This is a genomic window from Anoxybacillus sp. FSL W8-0104 (genome assembly GCF_038004465.1).
GTDB classification, from domain to species: domain Bacteria; phylum Bacillota; class Bacilli; order Bacillales; family Anoxybacillaceae; genus Anoxybacillus; species Anoxybacillus flavithermus_G.
This window is the reverse complement of the sequence record NZ_JBBOQU010000001.1, coordinates 1,845,262-1,863,015: the sequence shown is the minus strand read 5'-3', so window position 1 is coordinate 1,863,015 and position 17,754 is coordinate 1,845,262. Positions and strand designations below refer to the sequence as shown.

Below are 17,754 nucleotides of genomic sequence, written 5' to 3'. Positions count from 1 at the left end.
AAAAGCGAGGGAGCATCCCCTCGCTTTTATTGTGCCGGTTCTTGCGGCATAATTAAAATTTCTACCCGTCGGTTTTTCGCTCGTCCTTCAGCTGTTGCGTTAGATGCGATCGGTTTAAATTCACCGTATCCTTTTGCGCTAAATAGTTGCGGGTCTAATTTTGTATTTTCAAGCAATAGTTTCATAAAGTTAACGGCGCGCATGACGCTTAATTCCCAGTTTGAAGCAAACTTCGCATTGTTGATCGGTACGTTGTCCGTATGTCCGCTAATGACGATGTTGCGCGGTGGATTCATGACAAGCAAGTTTGATATTTTTTTGGCGACATCGCGATATTGCGGTTTAATATCGGCACTTCCTGAGTCGAACAATACGTCGTTAGCGATGGTGACAAGCAGCCCTTCTTCAGTCATGGCGACAGACAATTTACCGCTTAATTGACTCGTTTTCACGTATTCGTTAAATTTACTTTGAATCTTTTTTAATTCCTCGTATTCTTCTTTTGAAATTTTAACGTACGGTTTTTGATTTGGCGAGTCTTTAATGACAGAGTCCATTTCTTCCCGCTCAATAGGGCTTAAATATTGCAACGCTCCTGTACCGCCTGTAAATACGCTATTGAAGGCGCGCGCAATTTCCATAAACTTTTTCGAGTCAATTTGACTGCTCGCAAATAATACGATAAATAATGCAAGCAATAACGTCAATAAATCGGCGTACGGAATTAACCAGCTCTCATCGACATGTTCTTCATGATGATGTTTTTTATGCTTTTTCGCCATTATTTTGAGCTCCTTGCCCTAAAAGTTTTTGACGCTCGCTCATCGGCAAGTAAGAAGCTAGTTTTTGTTCGATCGCCCGCGGTGCTTGTCCTTCAATAATGGAAAGTACCCCTTCGATCATTACTTGCCGCACTTTAATTTCTTCTTTCGATTTGCGTTTTAATTTGTTCGCAAATGGATGCCAAAGGACGTATCCGGTGAAAATCCCCATAAGTGTCGCAACGAACGCCGCACTAATCGCATGACCGAGACGTTCAATATCAGACATATCTTGTAAGGCAGCGATTAACCCAACGACGGCCCCAAGTACCCCAAGTGTAGGAGCATACGTTCCTGCTTGTGTAAAAATCGTCGCATTCGCTAAATGACGTTCTTCCATCGCTTCGATTTCTTCCGTCATGACATCGCGAATAAATTCTTGTGACTGTCCGTCAATGGCTAAACTTAATCCGTTGCGCAAAAACGGATCATCAATTTCAGCCACTTTTGCTTCTAACGCTAACAATCCTTCGCGGCGAGCGATGTTCGCCCACTCAACGAAAAGTGGGATCAATTCTTCAATTTTTGGCGTTTTTGACTCTTTAAAAATAACCCCAAATAATTTCGGCACTTTCGAAATTTCTTTCGTTGGAAAGGCGATTGTCACTGCGGCCGCTGTCCCTAATAAAATGATTAAAATCGCCGCAGGGTTAATGAGCACAGCTGGGCTAACTCCTTTAAACACCATTCCGGCACCGACAGCGACAATGCCAAGAATGAGCCCGATTAAGGACGTACGGTCCATGGTATCACCTCTAGTTGTAGAATGAAAAATAAATCCAAGTTTATCATATAATTTATCCGAATGTTTGAAAAGGGAAATTTGTACGAAAAAACCCTTGAAGAGGAAACCTTCAAGGGTTAAATTTTCCTTAGCCTAAATGAGCCAACCATCAAAAGAGAAAGCGTGAAAATAATAAAAATAAAGACGTAAGGTGGGAAGTAATGAATCGTCAAGTAGCTTAGCGTCAATAAACATCCTGCTGCTGTAATCGGCAAGCCGATAAAATACCCGTTGCTTTCGGTAACATTAAATCTTGCAAGGCGAAATGCTCCACAACCGATATAAAAAATTGTAAAGAACGAACCAGGTGCGCCAAATTCGTGCAATAAACCTTGATAAAGCAATAGTGCAGGTGCCACTCCAAATGATATAATATCACTCATTGAGTCCAATTGTTTGCCTAGATCCGATTCGATATTCATCTTCCGAGCGACTGTTCCGTCAAAACGATCGGCAAGTGCAGCTAAAAAGATAAATAATACAGAGACGTTCAGCTGGCCTTTTACCGCAAATAAAATCGCGAAACCGCCTAAGCTTAAGTTTGTTAACGTCAATACGTTTGCCGTATGCGCTTTAAGTTTTTTAATGGTATGATCAATATAGTCGGATAAAAACATATAAGTTCACTCCTTTATTGAAATCGTGCTGACCCACTTGCCAAAAATATCACTCGGTTACTAATATTTTATTGATAATAAGCAAACTAGTAAAGGATATTCTTTACTTGTGGGGGGGAAATCGTTGGTTAAATGGTTATATCAACTATTTATTGAATTGACAAATCATGCATGGACATCGAAATGTCTCGCTTCGTTCACACGATCGAAATGGAGTCGGTTATTCATTTCATCTTATGCGAAAGTATACAAAATTAATAAAGAAGAAATGGAAAAAAAGCTGCATGAATATGAAACGCTACAACAACTGTTCACCCGTACGCTGAAAGAAGGACTTCGCCCAATTGATGAACATCCGAATAGCGTCGTCAGCCCTGTGGACGCAGTTGTTGAAGATGTTGGCATCATTACGGATCAAAAAGAAATCATCGTCAAAGGAAAAACGTACTCTATACGTGAAATGCTTGGCGATGATCGCATCGCTGAAAAGTATTTGCACGGTACGTTTATTATTTTGTATTTAAGTCCGAGTCACTATCATCGTATTCATAGTCCAATATGTGGAGAGGTAGTGAAGCAGTGGGAGCTCGGTGGGAAGTCATACCCTGTAAACCGCCTTGGATTGAAATATGGCAAGGCTCCACTTTCTAAAAATTACAGAAGAATTACCGAACTGTGTACAAATGGTATGCATACGGCAATTGTGAAAGTCGGAGCGATGTTTGTAAATAGCATTGAGCTGACGCACGAACATGATTACGTCAAAAAAGGAGAAGAAATTGGATATTTTTCGTTCGGCTCAACGGTCGTATTGTTGTTCGAAAAAGGAGTATTCACGTTAGATGAGCAAATTGTTCCGCCGGTAGAAGTTAAAGTGGGACAACGGCTCGGGCTCCTCGGTCTAAAAGAAAAAAGCGAGTGAGAGCCCGAACTTATGATGACTGCTTTAGCTTATGGTGAAGACGACGGCAGACAATTTCTCGTTCGATCAGTTGAATAAACTCTGGGCTCAGTTGCAATTCTTTCGCTTTGTAGTATGATTCAATTAATAAGTCGTCAGGTAAACATTTCATTTTTTTCGCCTCCTTAACGTATACATGAATGAAGGTATACATATAATGGTAGGTTCATCTTCACTTTACCATAAATCGAAAATAAGAACAATCGTTCTGATTATCCACATGTGATGGTGGATAAGTTGTGGATTTATTGTTTATAAAGGTGATGGAATGTTGAAAAATGCGTGTGGATGATGTGTATAAAGTTATCCACAGGATGTGAAAAATGTTGGATTTTGTCGAAAAATTTTACAATTTGTTTATTTATGTAAAAAACAGGGGAGGATGGAGGAAGTATGTTAAAATATTTTTTGCCAAACGAACATGCGAAAAGTATTTTTGAGATTACGCCAGAACATTTGAAACAAAAAGGAATAAAAGGGATTATTACCGATTTAGACAATACGTTAATTGAATGGGATCGTCCGCTTGCGACGCCGGAAGTTGTCAGTTGGTTTGAACAAATGAAACAAAGCGGCATTCAAGTGACAATCGTGTCAAACAACAATAAAAAAAGAGTGGGAGCGTTCGCGAAGCCGCTCGGCATTCCGTTCATTTTCGAAGCGCGCAAGCCGTTAACGCGAGCGTTTCAACAAGCGTTGCACGATATGAAGCTGAAAAAAGAAGAGGTTGTCGTCATCGGTGACCAGCTTCTTACCGATGTATTCGGCGGCAATCGGATCGGATTACATACGATTTTAGTTGTCCCTGTTGCACAAACAGACGGCTTTTTTACGCGTGTGAATCGAAATATTGAACGAAGAATTTTAAATGTCATGCGAAAAAAAGGTATGATTCATTGGGAGTGATCGAAATGAGTGAACAAGTCATTTGTATTGGATGTGGAGTAACGATTCAAACAGAAGATGAAAAAAAAATTGGATATGCGCCTCCTTCAGCGCTTGAACGCGATCCGATTATTTGTCAACGTTGTTTTCGGTTAAAACATTACAACGAAGTGCAAGACGTATCATTAACAGATGACGACTTTTTAAACATTTTGCACGGCATCGGACAAGCAGATGGGCTTGTCGTGAAAATCGTTGATATTTTCGATTTCAATGGAAGCTGGTTGCCAGGGTTGCATCGGTTTGTCGGAAAAAAAGATGTGTTACTTGTCGGCAATAAAGTGGATTTGTTGCCAAAGTCCGTCAAACATGAAAAGGTCACGCGTTGGATGAAACAAACTGCACGAGAACTTGGCTTACAGCCGCGTGACGTTTTTTTAGTTAGTGCACATAAAGGATATGGTATGAAGGAAGTCATGACGGCGATTGACGAGTATCGCAACGGAAAAGACGTATATGTTGTCGGTTGTACGAACGTTGGAAAATCAACGTTTATTAACCGTATTATTAAAGAAGCGACGGGTAAAGGAAATGTCATTACGACATCATATTTTCCAGGGACAACGCTTGATATGATTGAAATTCCACTCGATGATGGCTCAGCGCTTTATGATACACCGGGAATTATAAACCATCATCAAATGGCGCATTTCGTTGACAAGAAAGATTTAAAAGTCATTACACCGAAAAAAGAAATTAAGCCGAAAGTATATCAATTGAACGAACAACAGACGTTGTTTTTTGGTGGGCTTGCTCGATTAGATTATGTAAGTGGTGGGAGACGTCCATTTGTATGTTATATGTCGAATGAATTATTTATTCATCGAACGAAACGTGAACATGCCGATGAATTGTATGAAAGACATCTTGGTGAATTGTTGCAGCCGCCGCGCAAAAGCTATTGCGAGCAATTGCCACCGCTTGTCGCCCATCATTTTACGTTAAAAGAACCAAAAACAGATATCGTTTTTTCAGGGCTTGGCTGGGTGACGTGTCACGAGCCTGGGGCACAAGTCATCGCATATGCGCCAAAAGGCGTTGGTGTCATGTTGCGGAAGTCGCTCATTTAACACAAAGGGGGAGAGGATGTTGAAATTGTTTGGGCTGATCGGCTGTCCTGTTCATCATTCGTTGTCGCCGCTTATGCATAACGATGCGTTTCAATCGTTACATATTGATGCGCATTATCATGCGTTTCACGTCGAACCGCATATGTTAAAAGAGGCGGTACAAGGCTTAAAAGCGTTACAATGCGCTGGGTTTAATGTGACGATCCCGCATAAGACAGCGGTGATGGAATATATGGATGAGCTTGATGAAACGGCTAAGCAAATGGGGGCAGTAAACACAGTCGTTAATGAAAATGGAAAATGGGTTGGCTATAATACAGATGGTGAAGGATTTGTCCGAGCGTTATGCGAGCAAATGAACATTGAATTATCTGGCGCACGCATATTGATTATCGGTGCAGGCGGAGCGGCACGCGGCATTTATTTTACTCTTTTAAAACATGAAGCAGCTGCTATTGATGTATGTAATCGCACGATGGAAAAGGCAGAGGCGTTTATTCAAAAAGAACGGTCAGCTGTGTATTCGCTTGAACAAGCAGAAGAACGGTTAGGAGCGTACGACATCATCATTAATACAACGTCTGTCGGTATGTACCCACATGTCGATACGATGCCGATCTCCCTTCAAACGTTAAAAACCGGGACGATCGTCAGCGACATTATTTACAATCCACTCATGACGAAATTTTTGCAAGAAGCAAAAGAAAAAGGGGCGCGCGTGCAAAACGGTGTAGGCATGTTCGTCTATCAAGGTGCACTAGCGTTCGAAAAGTGGACAGGGATCTTTCCAAATACGAAACGAATGGAACAACTTGTGATACAACAGTTAGGAGGAAAAACATGTTAACAGGAAAACAAAAACGATTTTTACGTTCTTTAGCTCATCATTTAACACCGATTTTCCAAGTGGGAAAAGGTGGCGTCAATGACAATATGATTAAGCAAATTGCCGATGCGCTTGAAGCAAGAGAGCTGATTAAAGTGAGTGTATTAAAAAATTGCGAAGAAGAAAAAGAAGTAGTGGCAGAGCAATTAGCGGAAGGTGCAGGGGCGGAAGTCGTCCAACTGATTGGGCATACGATCGTGTTGTATAAAGAATCACGTGAACATAAACAAATTGTATTACCAACATAGGAGAGACGAAGTGAAAAGAGTGGGCATTTTAGGTGGGACGTTTGATCCGCCTCATTACGGACATTTATTAATTGCGGATGATGTACGAACGGAGTTACAGCTCGATGAAATATGGTTTATGCCAAATTACATTCCACCTCATAAAGATAAACAGGTGACGGATCACGTGCATCGCGTTCATATGTTGCGGGCGGCGATTGCGAATCAACCGCACTTTCGCGTTGAAACGATTGAGCTTGAACGAAAAGAGCGATCATATACGTACGATACGATCGTTTTGTTGAAGCAAAGATATCCGGATACGATGTTTTACTTTATTATCGGTGGAGATATGGTTGAATATTTACCGAATTGGTATCGAATTGACGAACTTGTTCAGCTTGTGCAATTTGTCGGGGTGAAACGGCCTGGCTATTCTCTTCGTACACCGTATCCGATCATCGAAGTGGATGTGCCGACGTTTGCGGTTTCTTCTTCGCTTATTCGTGAGCGGATTCAAAGTGGGAAAAGTGTCACGTATTTGTTGCCGGAAGCGGTTCAATTATATATAAAGGAGAATCGGTTGTATGAAACGTGAAGAAGCGTTAGCGATCGTGCGCACACAATTAAAAGAGCAACGGTATATTCATACATTAGGCGTGATGGAAACAGCCATTGAACTGGCGAAATTGTACGGAGCTGATGTGCAAAAAGCGGAATTGGCGGCAATTTTTCACGACTATGCAAAATTCCGCACAAAAGAAGAAATGAAGCGCATCATTATCGAACAACATATGCCCCAAGATTTGTTAGCATATAGCCCAGAGTTATGGCATGCGCCTGTTGGGGCATATTTAGTCCAAACGGAAGTCGGCATTCAAGATGAAGACATTTTACAAGCGATACGTTATCATACATCAGGACGTCCAAATATGACGCTGCTTGAGAAAATTGTATATATTGCGGATTATATTGAGCCGAATCGTTCGTTTCCTGGTGTTGACGAAGTGCGTGTGTTGGCGCGAGAACATCTAGATCGTGCGCTGTTTCGAGCGCTTCAAAATACGATCCAATTTTTAATGGACAAACGCGAACCGATTTACCCAGATACGTTCCATACGTATAATGATATAGCTAAAAAATTGAAGGAGGTTTCTTCATGACAGAACGAGATATTTTACGTATTGCAGTACAAGCAGCGGATGACAAAAAAGCCGAAAACATCGTAGCGTTAAATATGAAAGGCATTTCGCTTGTCGCTGACTACTTTATGATTTGTCACGGTCATTCCGATAAACAAGTACAAGCGATCGCGCGTGAAATTAAAGAAAAAGCAGAAGAGCATGGTGTTGTAGTCAAACGTGTTGAAGGATTTGACGAGGCGCGTTGGATTTTAGTTGATTTAGGGGATGTTGTCGTTCACGTTTTCCATAAAGAAGACCGCGAATATTACAATCTTGAACGCTTATGGGGCGACGCACCGCTTGAGCGGATCGAGAGTGATCTTGGGGCATGACGTACGAACGATTTGCGAGTTGGTATGATCAATTAATGAGCGATGCTCCATATGATGCGTGGTGTGCCCTCGTTGAACGAACGGTTACTTCGTATCACAATGGAAAACGACTGCTTGATCTCGGATGCGGTACAGGGGAACTTGCGATTCGGTTAGCGGAAAAAGGGTTTGACGCCACTGGTGTCGATTTGTCGGAACAAATGTTGACTATTGCGCAAATGAAAGCAGAAGAGCGCGGGGTTCATGTTTTGTTTTATCAACAAGATATGCGTCATTTCGGACCGTTTGAGCCGTTCGATACGATCGTTATTTTTTGCGACTCACTCAATTATTTATTGGAAGATGAAGACGTCATCACCACGTTTTCGCGCGTATATGATCAATTGCGACCGGGCGGACTGTTTTTATTTGATGTTCATTCTTTATTTAAAATGGAGCATATCTTTTTGCAGAAAGAGACGTTTGCAAGTAATGATGAACAAGTAAGTTATATATGGAATTGTTACCCGGGTTCACGGCCGTATAGTGTTGAACATGAGCTGACGTTTTTCGTTCAACTAGAGGAAGGTGTATATGAGCGAGTAGATGAAATACACGTGCAGCGGACGTACGATGTGGCACAATACGAAACGTGGCTAAAAGATGCAGGATTTCGCTTGTTGCACGTATGGGCCGACTTCACAGAGCAACAGCCGACAAATGAAAGTGAGCGCATTTTTTTCGTTGCGCAAAAATAAAATCCCAAAAGTGCCTCACTTTTGGGATTTTTCTTCAACAAATAAGCAGGATTTTTTTTGTTAATCACGAATATTGTCGATTTGTTGGCGCACCTTTTCTGTTTCTTCATAAAACTTTTCGTGCGTTTTTTGAAAAATGTGAACGAATAAATCTCCGACTTCTTTTTCTAACACTTCAATGCCCGCTCCTGTAATGCCACCTTTCACACACACTTTTTCCTGCAATGTCGGCAACGTATACAATTGTTGTTCAAGCAATGCCCCTAGCCCGATGATCATTTCTGTCGCTAACGTCGTCGCTTGTTCTCTTGTAATGGGTGTTTGTTGCACCGCTGCGTCAATAAATTTTTGAATTAAGTAGCTAAAAAAAGCGGGGCCGCAACTTGCCAAATCAGAAGCGATGCGCGTAATAGGCTCGTCTATGTATATTGGACGAGAAATGGAACGGAATAAATGTTCAATCGTTGTCCGATCCGCCTCTGTGCAACGTTCACTTACCGTAATTAACGTACTTCCAGCGAGTGCGCGATTTGTAATGCTCGGAATGACGCGAGCGACGCTACATGGCACGAGCGATTCAAGTTGTTGCACAGAAATGGGGCTCGTAATCGATACGATGCAATGATGATCGGTCAAATGCGGGCGAAGTTGCTTTAGAACATCGGGCATATGCAACGGTTTCGTGCAAATAAAAACAATCGTTGCGTGTTTTACGACTTCTTCATTCGTCGGCATCACATGGATGTTTGGGTAGCGTTTTTGTATATTGTACGCTTTTTCAAGCGTGCGATTCGTAATGAATAGTTGTTCTTGTTTTACGGCATTTCCGTTCATGAACGATTCAATTAAAATCGTTCCCATATTTCCTGTTCCAATAAATCCTATATTCAACGGTATCCCCCCTTATCCGTCACCACTATACGTCATATGTATGCGACAACGATCCTTTTTATGAAAGGGTGAAAGCATGAAATGGATAAAAACGTATGAACGTTGGGTGTATGTAGGCTTAATTGTCATTGGAGCGACCATTTGGATCATTCAACAACAAGAGGACCCCCTCGTACAACCGCTCTCTTTAGAGCAGGTAGAACAAGAAGAACAGCAAGAACAACAAGAACAACAAGAACAACAAGAACAACAAGAACAACAAGTAGAGGAACAAGCCTCCGTTGTTGTCGATGTGAAAGGAGCCGTCAAACGAGCAGGAGTATATGAAGTGGCACCGGAAAGCCGCATTCACGATGTCATTCAACTGGCAGGAGGGCTAACCGAAGAAGCAGATGAAACGAAAGTAAATTTGGCGATGAAAGTGTATGATGAAATGGTCATTTACGTGCCGAAAAAAGGCGAAGACATCATCGTGGAAACAACGAGTCAAACGGGCAGTTCAAGTGGAAAAATCAACATTAACACAGCAACGATTGAACAGTTACAAACGTTACAAGGAATTGGACCTGCGAAAGCAGCCGCCATTATTGCATATCGTGAGGAACATGGACCGTTTCAAAAAGTCGAAGATTTGTTGAATGTGAGTGGAATCGGTTCGAAATCGCTTGAAAAAATAAAAGAACAAATTGTCGTTCGCTAAAATTGACGATAAACTAAAGGCATAATGGACAAGGGGGGAGAAGTAGATGGAGCGAATTACATGGGATCAATATTTTATGGCTCAAAGCCATTTGTTAGCGTTACGTAGCACGTGCACAAGGCTAGCCGTCGGGGCAACCATTGTGCGCGATAAGCGCATCATTGCTGGGGGATATAACGGTTCGATCGCAGGTGGGGCGCATTGTATTGATGAAGGATGTTATGTCATCGACAATCATTGCGTACGCACGATTCATGCAGAAATGAACGCTATCTTACAATGTGCAAAGTTTGGTGTGCCAACAGAAGGGGCGGAAATATACGTCACTCATTTTCCGTGTTTACAATGTTGTAAGGCGATCATTCAAAGCGGGATAAAAGCTGTTTATTATGCGAACGACTATAAAAACCACCCGTTCGCTTTGCAGTTGTTCGAACAAGCAGGCGTAACGGTCAAGCACGTCCCGTTTGATATGGAATCCATTCCGACATTTTTGCACGCAAAGGGGAGATGAGATATCGTTTACGTGGCGATGGCGGCCATTTTGGCCGTCTTGTCTATGTTAACAAAATCAACTGTTTGTTTTGTGTTGTCATTTGTGTATAGTTTCTTTTTACTCTGGCGAAAGCGAGCGTTATTTTTCGCGTGCATGTGCTGTTATTTGTTTTTCTCGTTATGGAGCAAATGGGTAGATGCGCATAATGTGACGAAACTTTCGGGGAATGAGACAACCTTTTTTGTGCGATTCATTGCTCCGATTTATATTGACGGCGATCGAGTTAAGACGGTCGTTCAATGGCAAAATGAACGGCTGCAACTGATTTATCGTCTCCGTACAGAAGAAGAAAAGCGACAATGGGACGAACTGCAAATAGGGACAACGTGTTCACTCCAAGGGATGCTTGAGCGGCCTTCTTTGCCGACTAATCCGTATGCCTTCAATTATCGCCGCTATTTATTTCACCAACGCATACATTGGATTGTTCGTCCGACTTCACTCGAACGTTGTATGCGCGCCAACATCACATGGATGGAACGGCTTCAGACGATTCGTCAAGACGGTATTCGCTACATTCAACATCACTTTCCAAATGACGTAAGTGCGTTTATGCAAGCGCTCATTTATGGTGAACGAAGCGATATAGAGCCAACGGTACTCGCTAGTTATCAAAAGTTAGGGCTTATTCATCTGCTTGCGATTTCGGGCTTGCATATGACGTTGCTTGTCGGTGGTTGTTTTTATTTATTCATTCGTCTCGGTATAACAAGGGAACGAGCGACGATGATATTGCTTGGATGCATTCCGCTGTACGTCATTTTAGCAGGAGCTGCACCGTCAGTCATGCGCGCTGCAATTATGACGAGTTGCTTTTTTCTCGCTTCTTCTCGTCTGCGCACAATCGATTCATTAAGCATCGCTTGCCTCGTTTTATTAGCAAAAGACCCGTATACGATGTTTCATCTTGGCTTCCAATTATCTTTCCTCGTTTGTTTTGCGCTAATCATTTGTTCCTCATTCATTCAAAATCAACGCTCTGTTATTCGACAGTTGTTTGCGACATCGTTTATTGCACAAATGAGTACATTACCACTTTTGCTTTATCATTTTTACGAAGTGTCTCTTTTATCGATCCCGTTAAATGTCATCTTTGTTCCGCTTTATTCGTTTATTATTTTGCCGCTTTCGTTTGTAGCGTTATTTGTCCATATATGTATCCCGTTTCTTAGCCCGTTAATCATATATGGATTGGCGGCAGTCATCGCTCATTCGAATGAACTTGTGACTTCACTTTCCGATACGTTGATGCTTACGCTCGGTCGTCCGCCAGCGTTGTTGATCGTTGCTTATGTTCTCTCCATCTGTCTTTTGTTCCTTTCATTTGAACAACAAAAGCGAGCGCATCTTTTTCGTTTTTCGTTTATTTTTGTGATTATTATCCATTTCATTTCACCGTTTTTTCGTCCGAGCGGGGAAGTGGTTATGCTAGACGTTGGACAAGGAGATAGTATATACATTGAACTTCCATATCGAAAGGCGATTTATATCATTGATACCGGGGGAACGATGTCGTTTGCCGATGAATTGTGGAAAAAGCGAAAGCAGTCATTTCGTGTCGGAGAAGATGTGCTCGTTCCGTTCTTAAAGGCCAAAGGTGTGCGTACGATCGATGCGCTTATTGCAACACATGGAGATTTTGATCATATTGGAGATGCGGGCGATGTATTCGAAGCAGTTCGTGTCCGGAAATTGATGGTTGGTATGCAACAACAACGAAACGATTTGGAACAAACGTTAATTGAGCAAGCGAGCAAAAAAGGCGCTCGTGTGCAAATAGTGAAAAGTGGCGATCGTTGGGCGGTTGGGAAAGCGCAATTTTACATTCTCTCTCCATTTGGAAATGAAGAGACGACAAACGACGGTTCGATTGTGTTGTATGCATGGATGGGAGGAGCATATTGGCTATTTACAGGTGACTTAGAAGAAAAAGGGGAACAACAAATTATGAGAACGTACCCGTCGTTGCCAGTCGACATATTAAAAGTCGGTCATCACGGAAGCAAAACGTCAACGTCTGAACCATTTTTACAACATATTCGTCCCAAAGTGGCGCTCATTTCAGCTGGCCGCCGCAACCGATATGGTCATCCGCATCGGGAAGTCATCGAACGTTTACGTCACGATCACGTGCGCATATTTCGCACCGATGAACACGGTGCGGTCGTCATTCGTTTTCATAAGCGGATAAGCACCATTCAGACGTTCTTGCCATAATATACAAGAAAAAAGAGACTGCAACACGCAATCTCTTTTAGGTGTCCATTACGCACCGAAAAATTTTACAAGTGTGGCGATAATGAACATCGTGGCGAAAAAGCCGAATGATACGATGAAGCCAACAGCTGAGTCAACGGCGTCGTTGCGCGTACATTGAACGTTTTTTTCAAATTCGTTCATGACCATCCCTCCTATTTTCTCACCCATTAGTATAAGGGAAAAAAGAAAGAAAATCTACATCGTTGACAACAGTTGTCACAAATAGTTCGCGTCAGATCGGAAAAGATAAGGATATCCGTTGGATAAACGAGTTCCTAGGGCTTGTTTTCCAACGTTTAAATAAATGGGAGTTGGCGATTCTCATCTGCTAACTCCCTTGTAAAATGCTCCGAAACGTTGTATGTTCTTTAAAGAAAGTCATGAAGAATGGGGAAGAGAACATGGAACAACTATATGTCATATATGGTACGGAGCATTTTTTAATGAAACAAGCGTATGAACAAATCATTCGTCGGGCATTGTCAGACGAAGAACGTGAATGGAATGTTAGTACATATGATTGCGAAGAAACGCCTATTGAAGTGGCGCTTGAAGATGCGGAAACGCTTCCGTTTTTTGGGGAGAGGAAAATCGTCATCGTCAAGCAGCCGTATTTTTTGACAGCGGAAAAAGGAAAAGAAAAAGTAGAGCACGATGTGAAACGGCTAGAAGCCTATATTGACAAACCTGCTCCGTTTTCAAGTGTCATGTTTGTCGGTTCGTATGAAAAACTTGATGAACGAAAAAAAGTGACGAAAGCGTTATTAAAAAAAGCGCATGTCATCGTTGCTAAGCCGTTGAACGAAAAAGAGTTAAAACAATGGGTGAAAGGGCAATGTCAAATTGATGATGACGCGATTGACGTGTTGCTTGCATTGGCAGGCACCGATTTAGCGACATTAGCAAACGAAATTGAGAAGTTGATGCTTTTTGCTGAAGGGCGTTCCATTACAGCTGACGATGTTCGGTTGCTTGTATCGCGTACACTTGAACAAAACGTCTTCGTTCTCGTTGAACAGATTGCCAAGCGGAACATCACAGATGCGTTGCAAACGCTTCAAGATTTATTACGTCAAAATGAAGAGCCGATTAAGCTTGTCGCATTGTTGGCTAGCCAATTTCGGCTCATTTATGAAGTGAAAGAATTGATGAAAACAGGATACGGTCAACAACAAATCGCCTCGATGTTAGGTGTTCATCCGTTTCGTGTAAAAATGGCGGCAAGTTATGCCGGCGGATTTTCGGAACAGCAGTTAATGCACATTTTATATGATTTAGCGGAAACAGATTATGCGCTAAAAAGTAGTGCAACAGACAAACAGTTGTTGTTGCAGTTGTTTTTCTTAAAGTTACAGCGGTAGAGAGACAATCTACCGCTTTTGTTGTAGCGCCTCGACATTAATCATGAAAAAAACACGATCGAGCGGATCTCCTTGCATAAAGACGATCGTTTTCGGTTTGCATGTGCGGACGGTTGCAATATGTACAATCGCATCTAATTCTTCATCAGATAGTTGAGAAAATAACGAAATGGTTTTTAACTGTTCTTTCACCCAATGCATATGTTCCCCTCCCAAACAGAAAAACAGCTTGCCGTGTATGACAAGCTGTTTTTTCATTATGCTGTAATGCTGTTTAATTTTTTCGCTAAGCGTGATTTATAGCGATTTGCAGCGTTTTTGTGGATTAAGCCTTTGCTAGCCGCTTTGTCGATTTTTTTTGTCGCAAATGCGAAAGCTTCTTTTGCTTTTTCCACGTCTTTTAACTCAACAAGCGCCTCAAATTTTTTGATTGCTGTGCGCATTGCAGATTTCATAGATGCGTTATGAGCGCGGCGCTTTTCGCTTGTTTTTGCACGTTTAATTGCAGATTTAATGTTTGCCATTTTTTTCACCTCCATTAACCGATCGCAAATATATACGTTCAATACGCGACAGTTCGATGAACAATAAGAACAAGTGATATTCTACCAAACTGCTCTTAATTATGCAATAGGGCAAAGACGAAAAGTACGATTGTATGAAAAAGGAGGAAAATGGATAAAACAAATGATAAAAAATACATGGAGGAAGCGGTATGATCGATTTACGACCATATAGTGTACGAACGGATTTAGCGATTGAAGCGCATGAAATAGCGATTGAAGAACGACTACAAAACAAGCAGGAAACTTCGCTTGAGGGGGTATTGATTCGTGACTGGGAAGAAGATGGTGTTCATTTTTCATTTGTAGAAGTGACGGAAGAAGGGGCAAAAACGTTAGGAAAAAAAGCAGGAAAGTATTTAACAATTGAAGCTCAAGGTATTCGTACACAGGATACCGACTTACAGCAAAAAGTAGAAAAGCTTTTTGCTAAACATTTTTATGCTTTTTTACAGCAACTGGGCATCTCACGAGAGGCAAGTTGTCTTGTTGTTGGATTAGGGAATGCGGAAGTAACTCCCGATGCGCTCGGTCCACTAGCTGTATCGAACTTATTAGTGACGCGGCATTTATTTCAGTTGCAACCCGAAAGTGTTCAAGACGGATTTCGCTCGGTGAGTGCGCTCGCCCCAGGAGTAATGGGGATGACCGGAATTGAAACGAGCGACGTGATTGCAGGGATTGTCGAAAAAACTCAACCAGATTTTATTATTGCGATTGATGCGTTAGCGGCGCGTTCAATCGAACGAGTCAACGCGACGATTCAAATTTCTGATACAGGCATTCATCCTGGGGCAGGCGTTGGGAATAAAAGAAAAGAGTTAAGTAAACAAACGCTAGGTATTCCCGTGATTGCGATTGGTGTACCGACGGTTGTTGATGCTGTATCGATTGCAAGCGATACGATTGATTTGTTGCTAAAGCATCTCGGTCGCGAGATGAAGGAAGGCAATCGAGCAGCTCGTGCGCTTGCGCCAGCAAGTCTTGTATTTGGAAAGAAAAAAAAGTTAACGGAAGAAGATTTACCGGGCGAGGCAGATCGTTCAGCTTTTTTAGGAATGGTCGGTCTATTGGATGACGAAGAAAAGCGACGGTTAATTTATGAAGTGCTTGCCCCGATCGGTCATAATTTAATGGTTACACCAAAAGAAGTCGACGTATTTATTGAAGAGATGGCGAACATATTGGCGAGCGGGCTGAATGCTGCTTTGCACCATCGGATTGATCAAGAAAACGTTGGGGCATATACGCATTAGTTTTTTCGTTCTATCTTTCAAAGCGTTGTCATATTGATAGAGTAGACAAGCTTTGAAAGGGTGAAGTGATGAACATGATGGTGACCGTTCACGGAACGAGTATAAAAAAGTGGCTTGTATTTATTTTGTTTACATTTATGGGAACGTTGACAGTTGTCGCCACGATGACAGCGACATCGACATATCGCCTCTCTTCTTCGTCTGTTCATGAAGTGGCGAATCATTTTTCAACGGAATCGCTCGTGCATTTGCTTTCTTTTGAAAATGTGTACTTTAGTCAAACGTTGCCGAAAGATAAACAACAATTACCGTATTCTCAATATTTTTTTCAAATGACGACAAGCGTTAATTTGAACGATCCACGCAGCTTGCTCGGACGGGAGCTTCCTGGTTTTTCGTTGTATGATAGTGAAATTATTTTAGCGGGCGAGGGAACGGACTTTACAAACATTCCATATGAATCGCCGCCTCCTTTAGAAGTGTTGCTTGCGGAGCGTGAAGCTGCGCAAGAACAGTTTCAGGAGGAAGAAACACCACCTGCTCCTGCGCCGTCGCAAACGACAGGAGGGAAGAAAGTTGCTTACATTTATCATACGCATACACAAGAATCGTATTTACCAGCATTAAAAGGGGTCACAAATCCAAACTTTGCGCATCATCCGACTGTGAATGTGACAAAAGTCGGCAAAAAATTAGGAGAAGAGCTAGAAAAGCGCGGCATTGGAACGGTTGTTGATACGACCGATTTTATAGGGAAGTTGTTGAAAAATAACATGGAATATTATCAAGCGTATGATATGTCGCGTAAAACGGTCGTTGAAGCGATGGCAAACAATCGTGACGTGCAATATTTGATTGACATTCACCGCGATTCTCGACGCCGTAACGATACGACGGTGACGATTAACGGAGTGCATTATGCGCGAGTATCGTTTATTATCGGTGGAGAAAATGCAAAATATAAAAAAAATTTACAGCTGGTAACAAAATTGCATGAACTGCTAGAAAAAAAATATCCGGGCTTGAGCCGTGGCACGTTTGAGAAAAAAGGAGTCGGTACAAACGGAAAGTTCAATCAAGATTTATCGGAAAACGCCATTTTAATTGAGTTTGGCGGTGTGGATAATACATTTCAAGAATTGTATCGAACAGCAGCAGCTGTAGCGGACGTATTTAGCGAATATTACTGGCAAGCGGAGAAGGTGAACGCAACACAACCAGCAGAAAAAAAGTAGGTGAGTAAGATGGTGAAATTTATGATGCAAAGTTTACTCATCGCCGTCATTTTTTTAGTCGGGGTATTGCTCGGCATGCAGCAAGCGAACGAAGGAATGCGAAAAATGAAAGGGTATAACGATCCTTCCCTCGAGCAAGTTGTACATGTATCAAAAGATGAAACGATCGTGCTCGGTCAATCCATCGAAGAGAAAAAAGAAAAACTGCAACAAATTGAGGCATTTAACATGTTTTCAAAAGCGGGACAACAGCTTGCCACTTTCGTTCATTCGCTCGTTGAACATATGCTTTCATTTGCGCAAAAGGCCGGATAACGATCCGCCTTTTCTTTTTTACGTTGAATATTGCGAACGTTGTTGCTATAATCA

The 17,754-nt window shown here is 42.0% G+C and carries 24 protein-coding genes; 16 read left to right on the top strand and 8 right to left on the bottom strand.

Going from position 1 to position 17,754, the window contains the following annotated elements; genetic code table 11:
• Window positions 1-26: 26 nt before the first annotated feature.
• The 3 genes from motB to pssA all read right to left on the bottom strand — a co-directional run bounded on the left by motB (window position 27) and on the right by pssA (window position 2,222).
• Window positions 27-782, bottom strand: a complete 756-nt coding sequence (gene motB / locus NST18_RS09930) for a flagellar motor protein MotB (protein ID WP_004889416.1) — start codon at window positions 780-782, stop codon at window positions 27-29.
• Window positions 766-1,566, bottom strand: a complete 801-nt coding sequence (gene motA, locus NST18_RS09925) for a flagellar motor stator protein MotA (RefSeq protein WP_004889417.1) — start codon at window positions 1,564-1,566, stop codon at window positions 766-768. Before motA ends, motB begins: the two co-directional genes overlap by 17 nt.
• A 116-nt stretch (window positions 1,567-1,682) precedes the next feature.
• A complete protein-coding gene (gene pssA / locus NST18_RS09920; protein ID WP_004889418.1) occupies window positions 1,683-2,222 on the bottom strand; it encodes a CDP-diacylglycerol--serine O-phosphatidyltransferase in 540 nt (179 codons plus the stop codon).
• A gap of 124 nt (window positions 2,223-2,346) precedes the next feature.
• On the opposite strand from pssA, the gene NST18_RS09915 reads away from it, so the two are divergent.
• Window positions 2,347-3,144, top strand: a complete 798-nt coding sequence (locus NST18_RS09915; protein ID WP_004889420.1) for a phosphatidylserine decarboxylase — start codon at window positions 2,347-2,349, stop codon at window positions 3,142-3,144.
• Window positions 3,145-3,154: 10 nt separating this feature from the next.
• On the opposite strand, the gene NST18_RS09910 is transcribed toward NST18_RS09915, so the two are convergent.
• On the bottom strand, window positions 3,155-3,295 hold the full coding sequence (locus tag NST18_RS09910) for a sporulation histidine kinase inhibitor Sda (RefSeq protein WP_035018531.1): 141 nt from the start codon (window positions 3,293-3,295) through the stop codon (window positions 3,155-3,157).
• Between the two features lie 281 nt (window positions 3,296-3,576).
• Here NST18_RS09910 and NST18_RS09905 point away from each other — a divergent pair, with 281 nt between their 5' ends.
• The 8 genes from NST18_RS09905 to NST18_RS09870 are packed head-to-tail and all read left to right on the top strand — an operon-like array spanning window position 3,577 to window position 8,564.
• The gene (locus NST18_RS09905; protein WP_340721397.1) at window positions 3,577-4,089 is read left to right on the top strand and encodes a YqeG family HAD IIIA-type phosphatase; all 513 of its coding nucleotides are present in this window, start codon (window positions 3,577-3,579) and stop codon (window positions 4,087-4,089) included.
• Between the two features lie 5 nt (window positions 4,090-4,094).
• Entirely contained in the window at window positions 4,095-5,198 is a 1,104-nt protein-coding gene (yqeH, locus tag NST18_RS09900; RefSeq protein ID WP_004889426.1) for a ribosome biogenesis GTPase YqeH, read from the top strand.
• A gap of 16 nt (window positions 5,199-5,214) precedes the next feature.
• Complete coding sequence (aroE, locus tag NST18_RS09895) at window positions 5,215-6,045, top strand: shikimate dehydrogenase (protein WP_004889428.1); 831 nt, start codon at window positions 5,215-5,217, stop codon at window positions 6,043-6,045.
• Window positions 6,039-6,332 (top strand): ribosome assembly RNA-binding protein YhbY, encoded by a 294-nt coding sequence (gene yhbY, locus NST18_RS09890; protein WP_064214134.1) that lies wholly within the window; start codon window positions 6,039-6,041, stop codon window positions 6,330-6,332. Before aroE ends, yhbY begins: the two co-directional genes overlap by 7 nt.
• Window positions 6,333-6,342: 10 nt before the next feature.
• Window positions 6,343-6,909 carry a nicotinate-nucleotide adenylyltransferase gene (locus NST18_RS09885; protein ID WP_064214133.1) on the top strand — a complete coding sequence of 189 codons (567 nt, stop codon included), beginning with the start codon at window positions 6,343-6,345 and terminating at the stop codon, window positions 6,907-6,909.
• Complete coding sequence (yqeK, locus tag NST18_RS09880; RefSeq protein ID WP_064214132.1) at window positions 6,899-7,474, top strand: bis(5'-nucleosyl)-tetraphosphatase (symmetrical) YqeK; 576 nt, start codon at window positions 6,899-6,901, stop codon at window positions 7,472-7,474. The genes NST18_RS09885 and yqeK overlap by 11 nt, the downstream gene beginning before the upstream one ends.
• The gene (rsfS, locus tag NST18_RS09875; RefSeq protein ID WP_064214131.1) at window positions 7,471-7,827 is read left to right on the top strand and encodes a ribosome silencing factor; all 357 of its coding nucleotides are present in this window, start codon (window positions 7,471-7,473) and stop codon (window positions 7,825-7,827) included. Before yqeK ends, rsfS begins: the two co-directional genes overlap by 4 nt.
• A complete protein-coding gene (locus tag NST18_RS09870) occupies window positions 7,824-8,564 on the top strand; it encodes a class I SAM-dependent DNA methyltransferase (RefSeq protein ID WP_064214130.1) in 741 nt (246 codons plus the stop codon). The genes rsfS and NST18_RS09870 overlap by 4 nt, the downstream gene beginning before the upstream one ends.
• A 60-nt stretch (window positions 8,565-8,624) precedes the next feature.
• Here NST18_RS09870 and comER read toward each other — a convergent pair whose 3' ends face one another.
• Window positions 8,625-9,455, bottom strand: coding sequence for a late competence protein ComER (gene comER, locus NST18_RS09865; protein WP_064214129.1), 831 nt, complete (start codon window positions 9,453-9,455; stop codon window positions 8,625-8,627).
• Between the two features lie 76 nt (window positions 9,456-9,531).
• On the opposite strand from comER, the gene NST18_RS09860 reads away from it, so the two are divergent.
• From NST18_RS09860 to NST18_RS09850, 3 genes are read left to right on the top strand one after another with little or no spacing between them, the layout of a single operon-like run.
• Window positions 9,532-10,155, top strand: a complete 624-nt coding sequence (locus NST18_RS09860) for a helix-hairpin-helix domain-containing protein (protein ID WP_192952125.1) — start codon at window positions 9,532-9,534, stop codon at window positions 10,153-10,155.
• 46 nt (window positions 10,156-10,201) lie between these two features.
• On the top strand, window positions 10,202-10,669 hold the full coding sequence (locus NST18_RS09855; RefSeq protein WP_004889439.1) for a ComE operon protein 2: 468 nt from the start codon (window positions 10,202-10,204) through the stop codon (window positions 10,667-10,669).
• Between the two features lie 18 nt (window positions 10,670-10,687).
• Complete coding sequence (locus tag NST18_RS09850) at window positions 10,688-12,928, top strand: DNA internalization-related competence protein ComEC/Rec2 (protein ID WP_064214136.1); 2,241 nt, start codon at window positions 10,688-10,690, stop codon at window positions 12,926-12,928.
• A gap of 48 nt (window positions 12,929-12,976) precedes the next feature.
• On the opposite strand, the gene NST18_RS09845 is transcribed toward NST18_RS09850, so the two are convergent.
• Entirely contained in the window at window positions 12,977-13,111 is a 135-nt protein-coding gene (locus tag NST18_RS09845; RefSeq protein ID WP_003393868.1) for a YqzM family protein, read from the bottom strand.
• A gap of 239 nt (window positions 13,112-13,350) precedes the next feature.
• On the opposite strand from NST18_RS09845, the gene holA reads away from it, so the two are divergent.
• Window positions 13,351-14,331: a DNA polymerase III subunit delta gene (gene holA / locus NST18_RS09840; protein WP_004889442.1), complete on the top strand. Its 981-nt coding sequence runs from the start codon at window positions 13,351-13,353 to the stop codon at window positions 14,329-14,331.
• 9 nt (window positions 14,332-14,340) lie between these two features.
• Here holA and NST18_RS09835 read toward each other — a convergent pair whose 3' ends face one another.
• Both NST18_RS09835 and rpsT read right to left on the bottom strand, forming a co-directional pair.
• Window positions 14,341-14,532: a cyclic nucleotide-binding domain-containing protein gene (locus NST18_RS09835; RefSeq protein WP_035018533.1), complete on the bottom strand. Its 192-nt coding sequence runs from the start codon at window positions 14,530-14,532 to the stop codon at window positions 14,341-14,343.
• 56 nt (window positions 14,533-14,588) lie between these two features.
• A complete protein-coding gene (gene rpsT, locus NST18_RS09830; protein WP_004889444.1) occupies window positions 14,589-14,855 on the bottom strand; it encodes a 30S ribosomal protein S20 in 267 nt (88 codons plus the stop codon).
• A gap of 191 nt (window positions 14,856-15,046) precedes the next feature.
• Here rpsT and gpr point away from each other — a divergent pair, with 191 nt between their 5' ends.
• From gpr to NST18_RS09815, 3 genes are all read left to right on the top strand, one after another.
• Window positions 15,047-16,150, top strand: a complete 1,104-nt coding sequence (gene gpr / locus NST18_RS09825) for a GPR endopeptidase (protein ID WP_004889446.1) — start codon at window positions 15,047-15,049, stop codon at window positions 16,148-16,150.
• A gap of 74 nt (window positions 16,151-16,224) precedes the next feature.
• Window positions 16,225-17,385: a stage II sporulation protein P gene (gene spoIIP / locus NST18_RS09820; RefSeq protein WP_192948284.1), complete on the top strand. Its 1,161-nt coding sequence runs from the start codon at window positions 16,225-16,227 to the stop codon at window positions 17,383-17,385.
• A gap of 9 nt (window positions 17,386-17,394) precedes the next feature.
• Window positions 17,395-17,700, top strand: coding sequence for a YqxA family protein (locus tag NST18_RS09815; RefSeq protein ID WP_004889449.1), 306 nt, complete (start codon window positions 17,395-17,397; stop codon window positions 17,698-17,700).
• The last annotated feature ends 54 nt before the right edge of the window (window positions 17,701-17,754 follow it).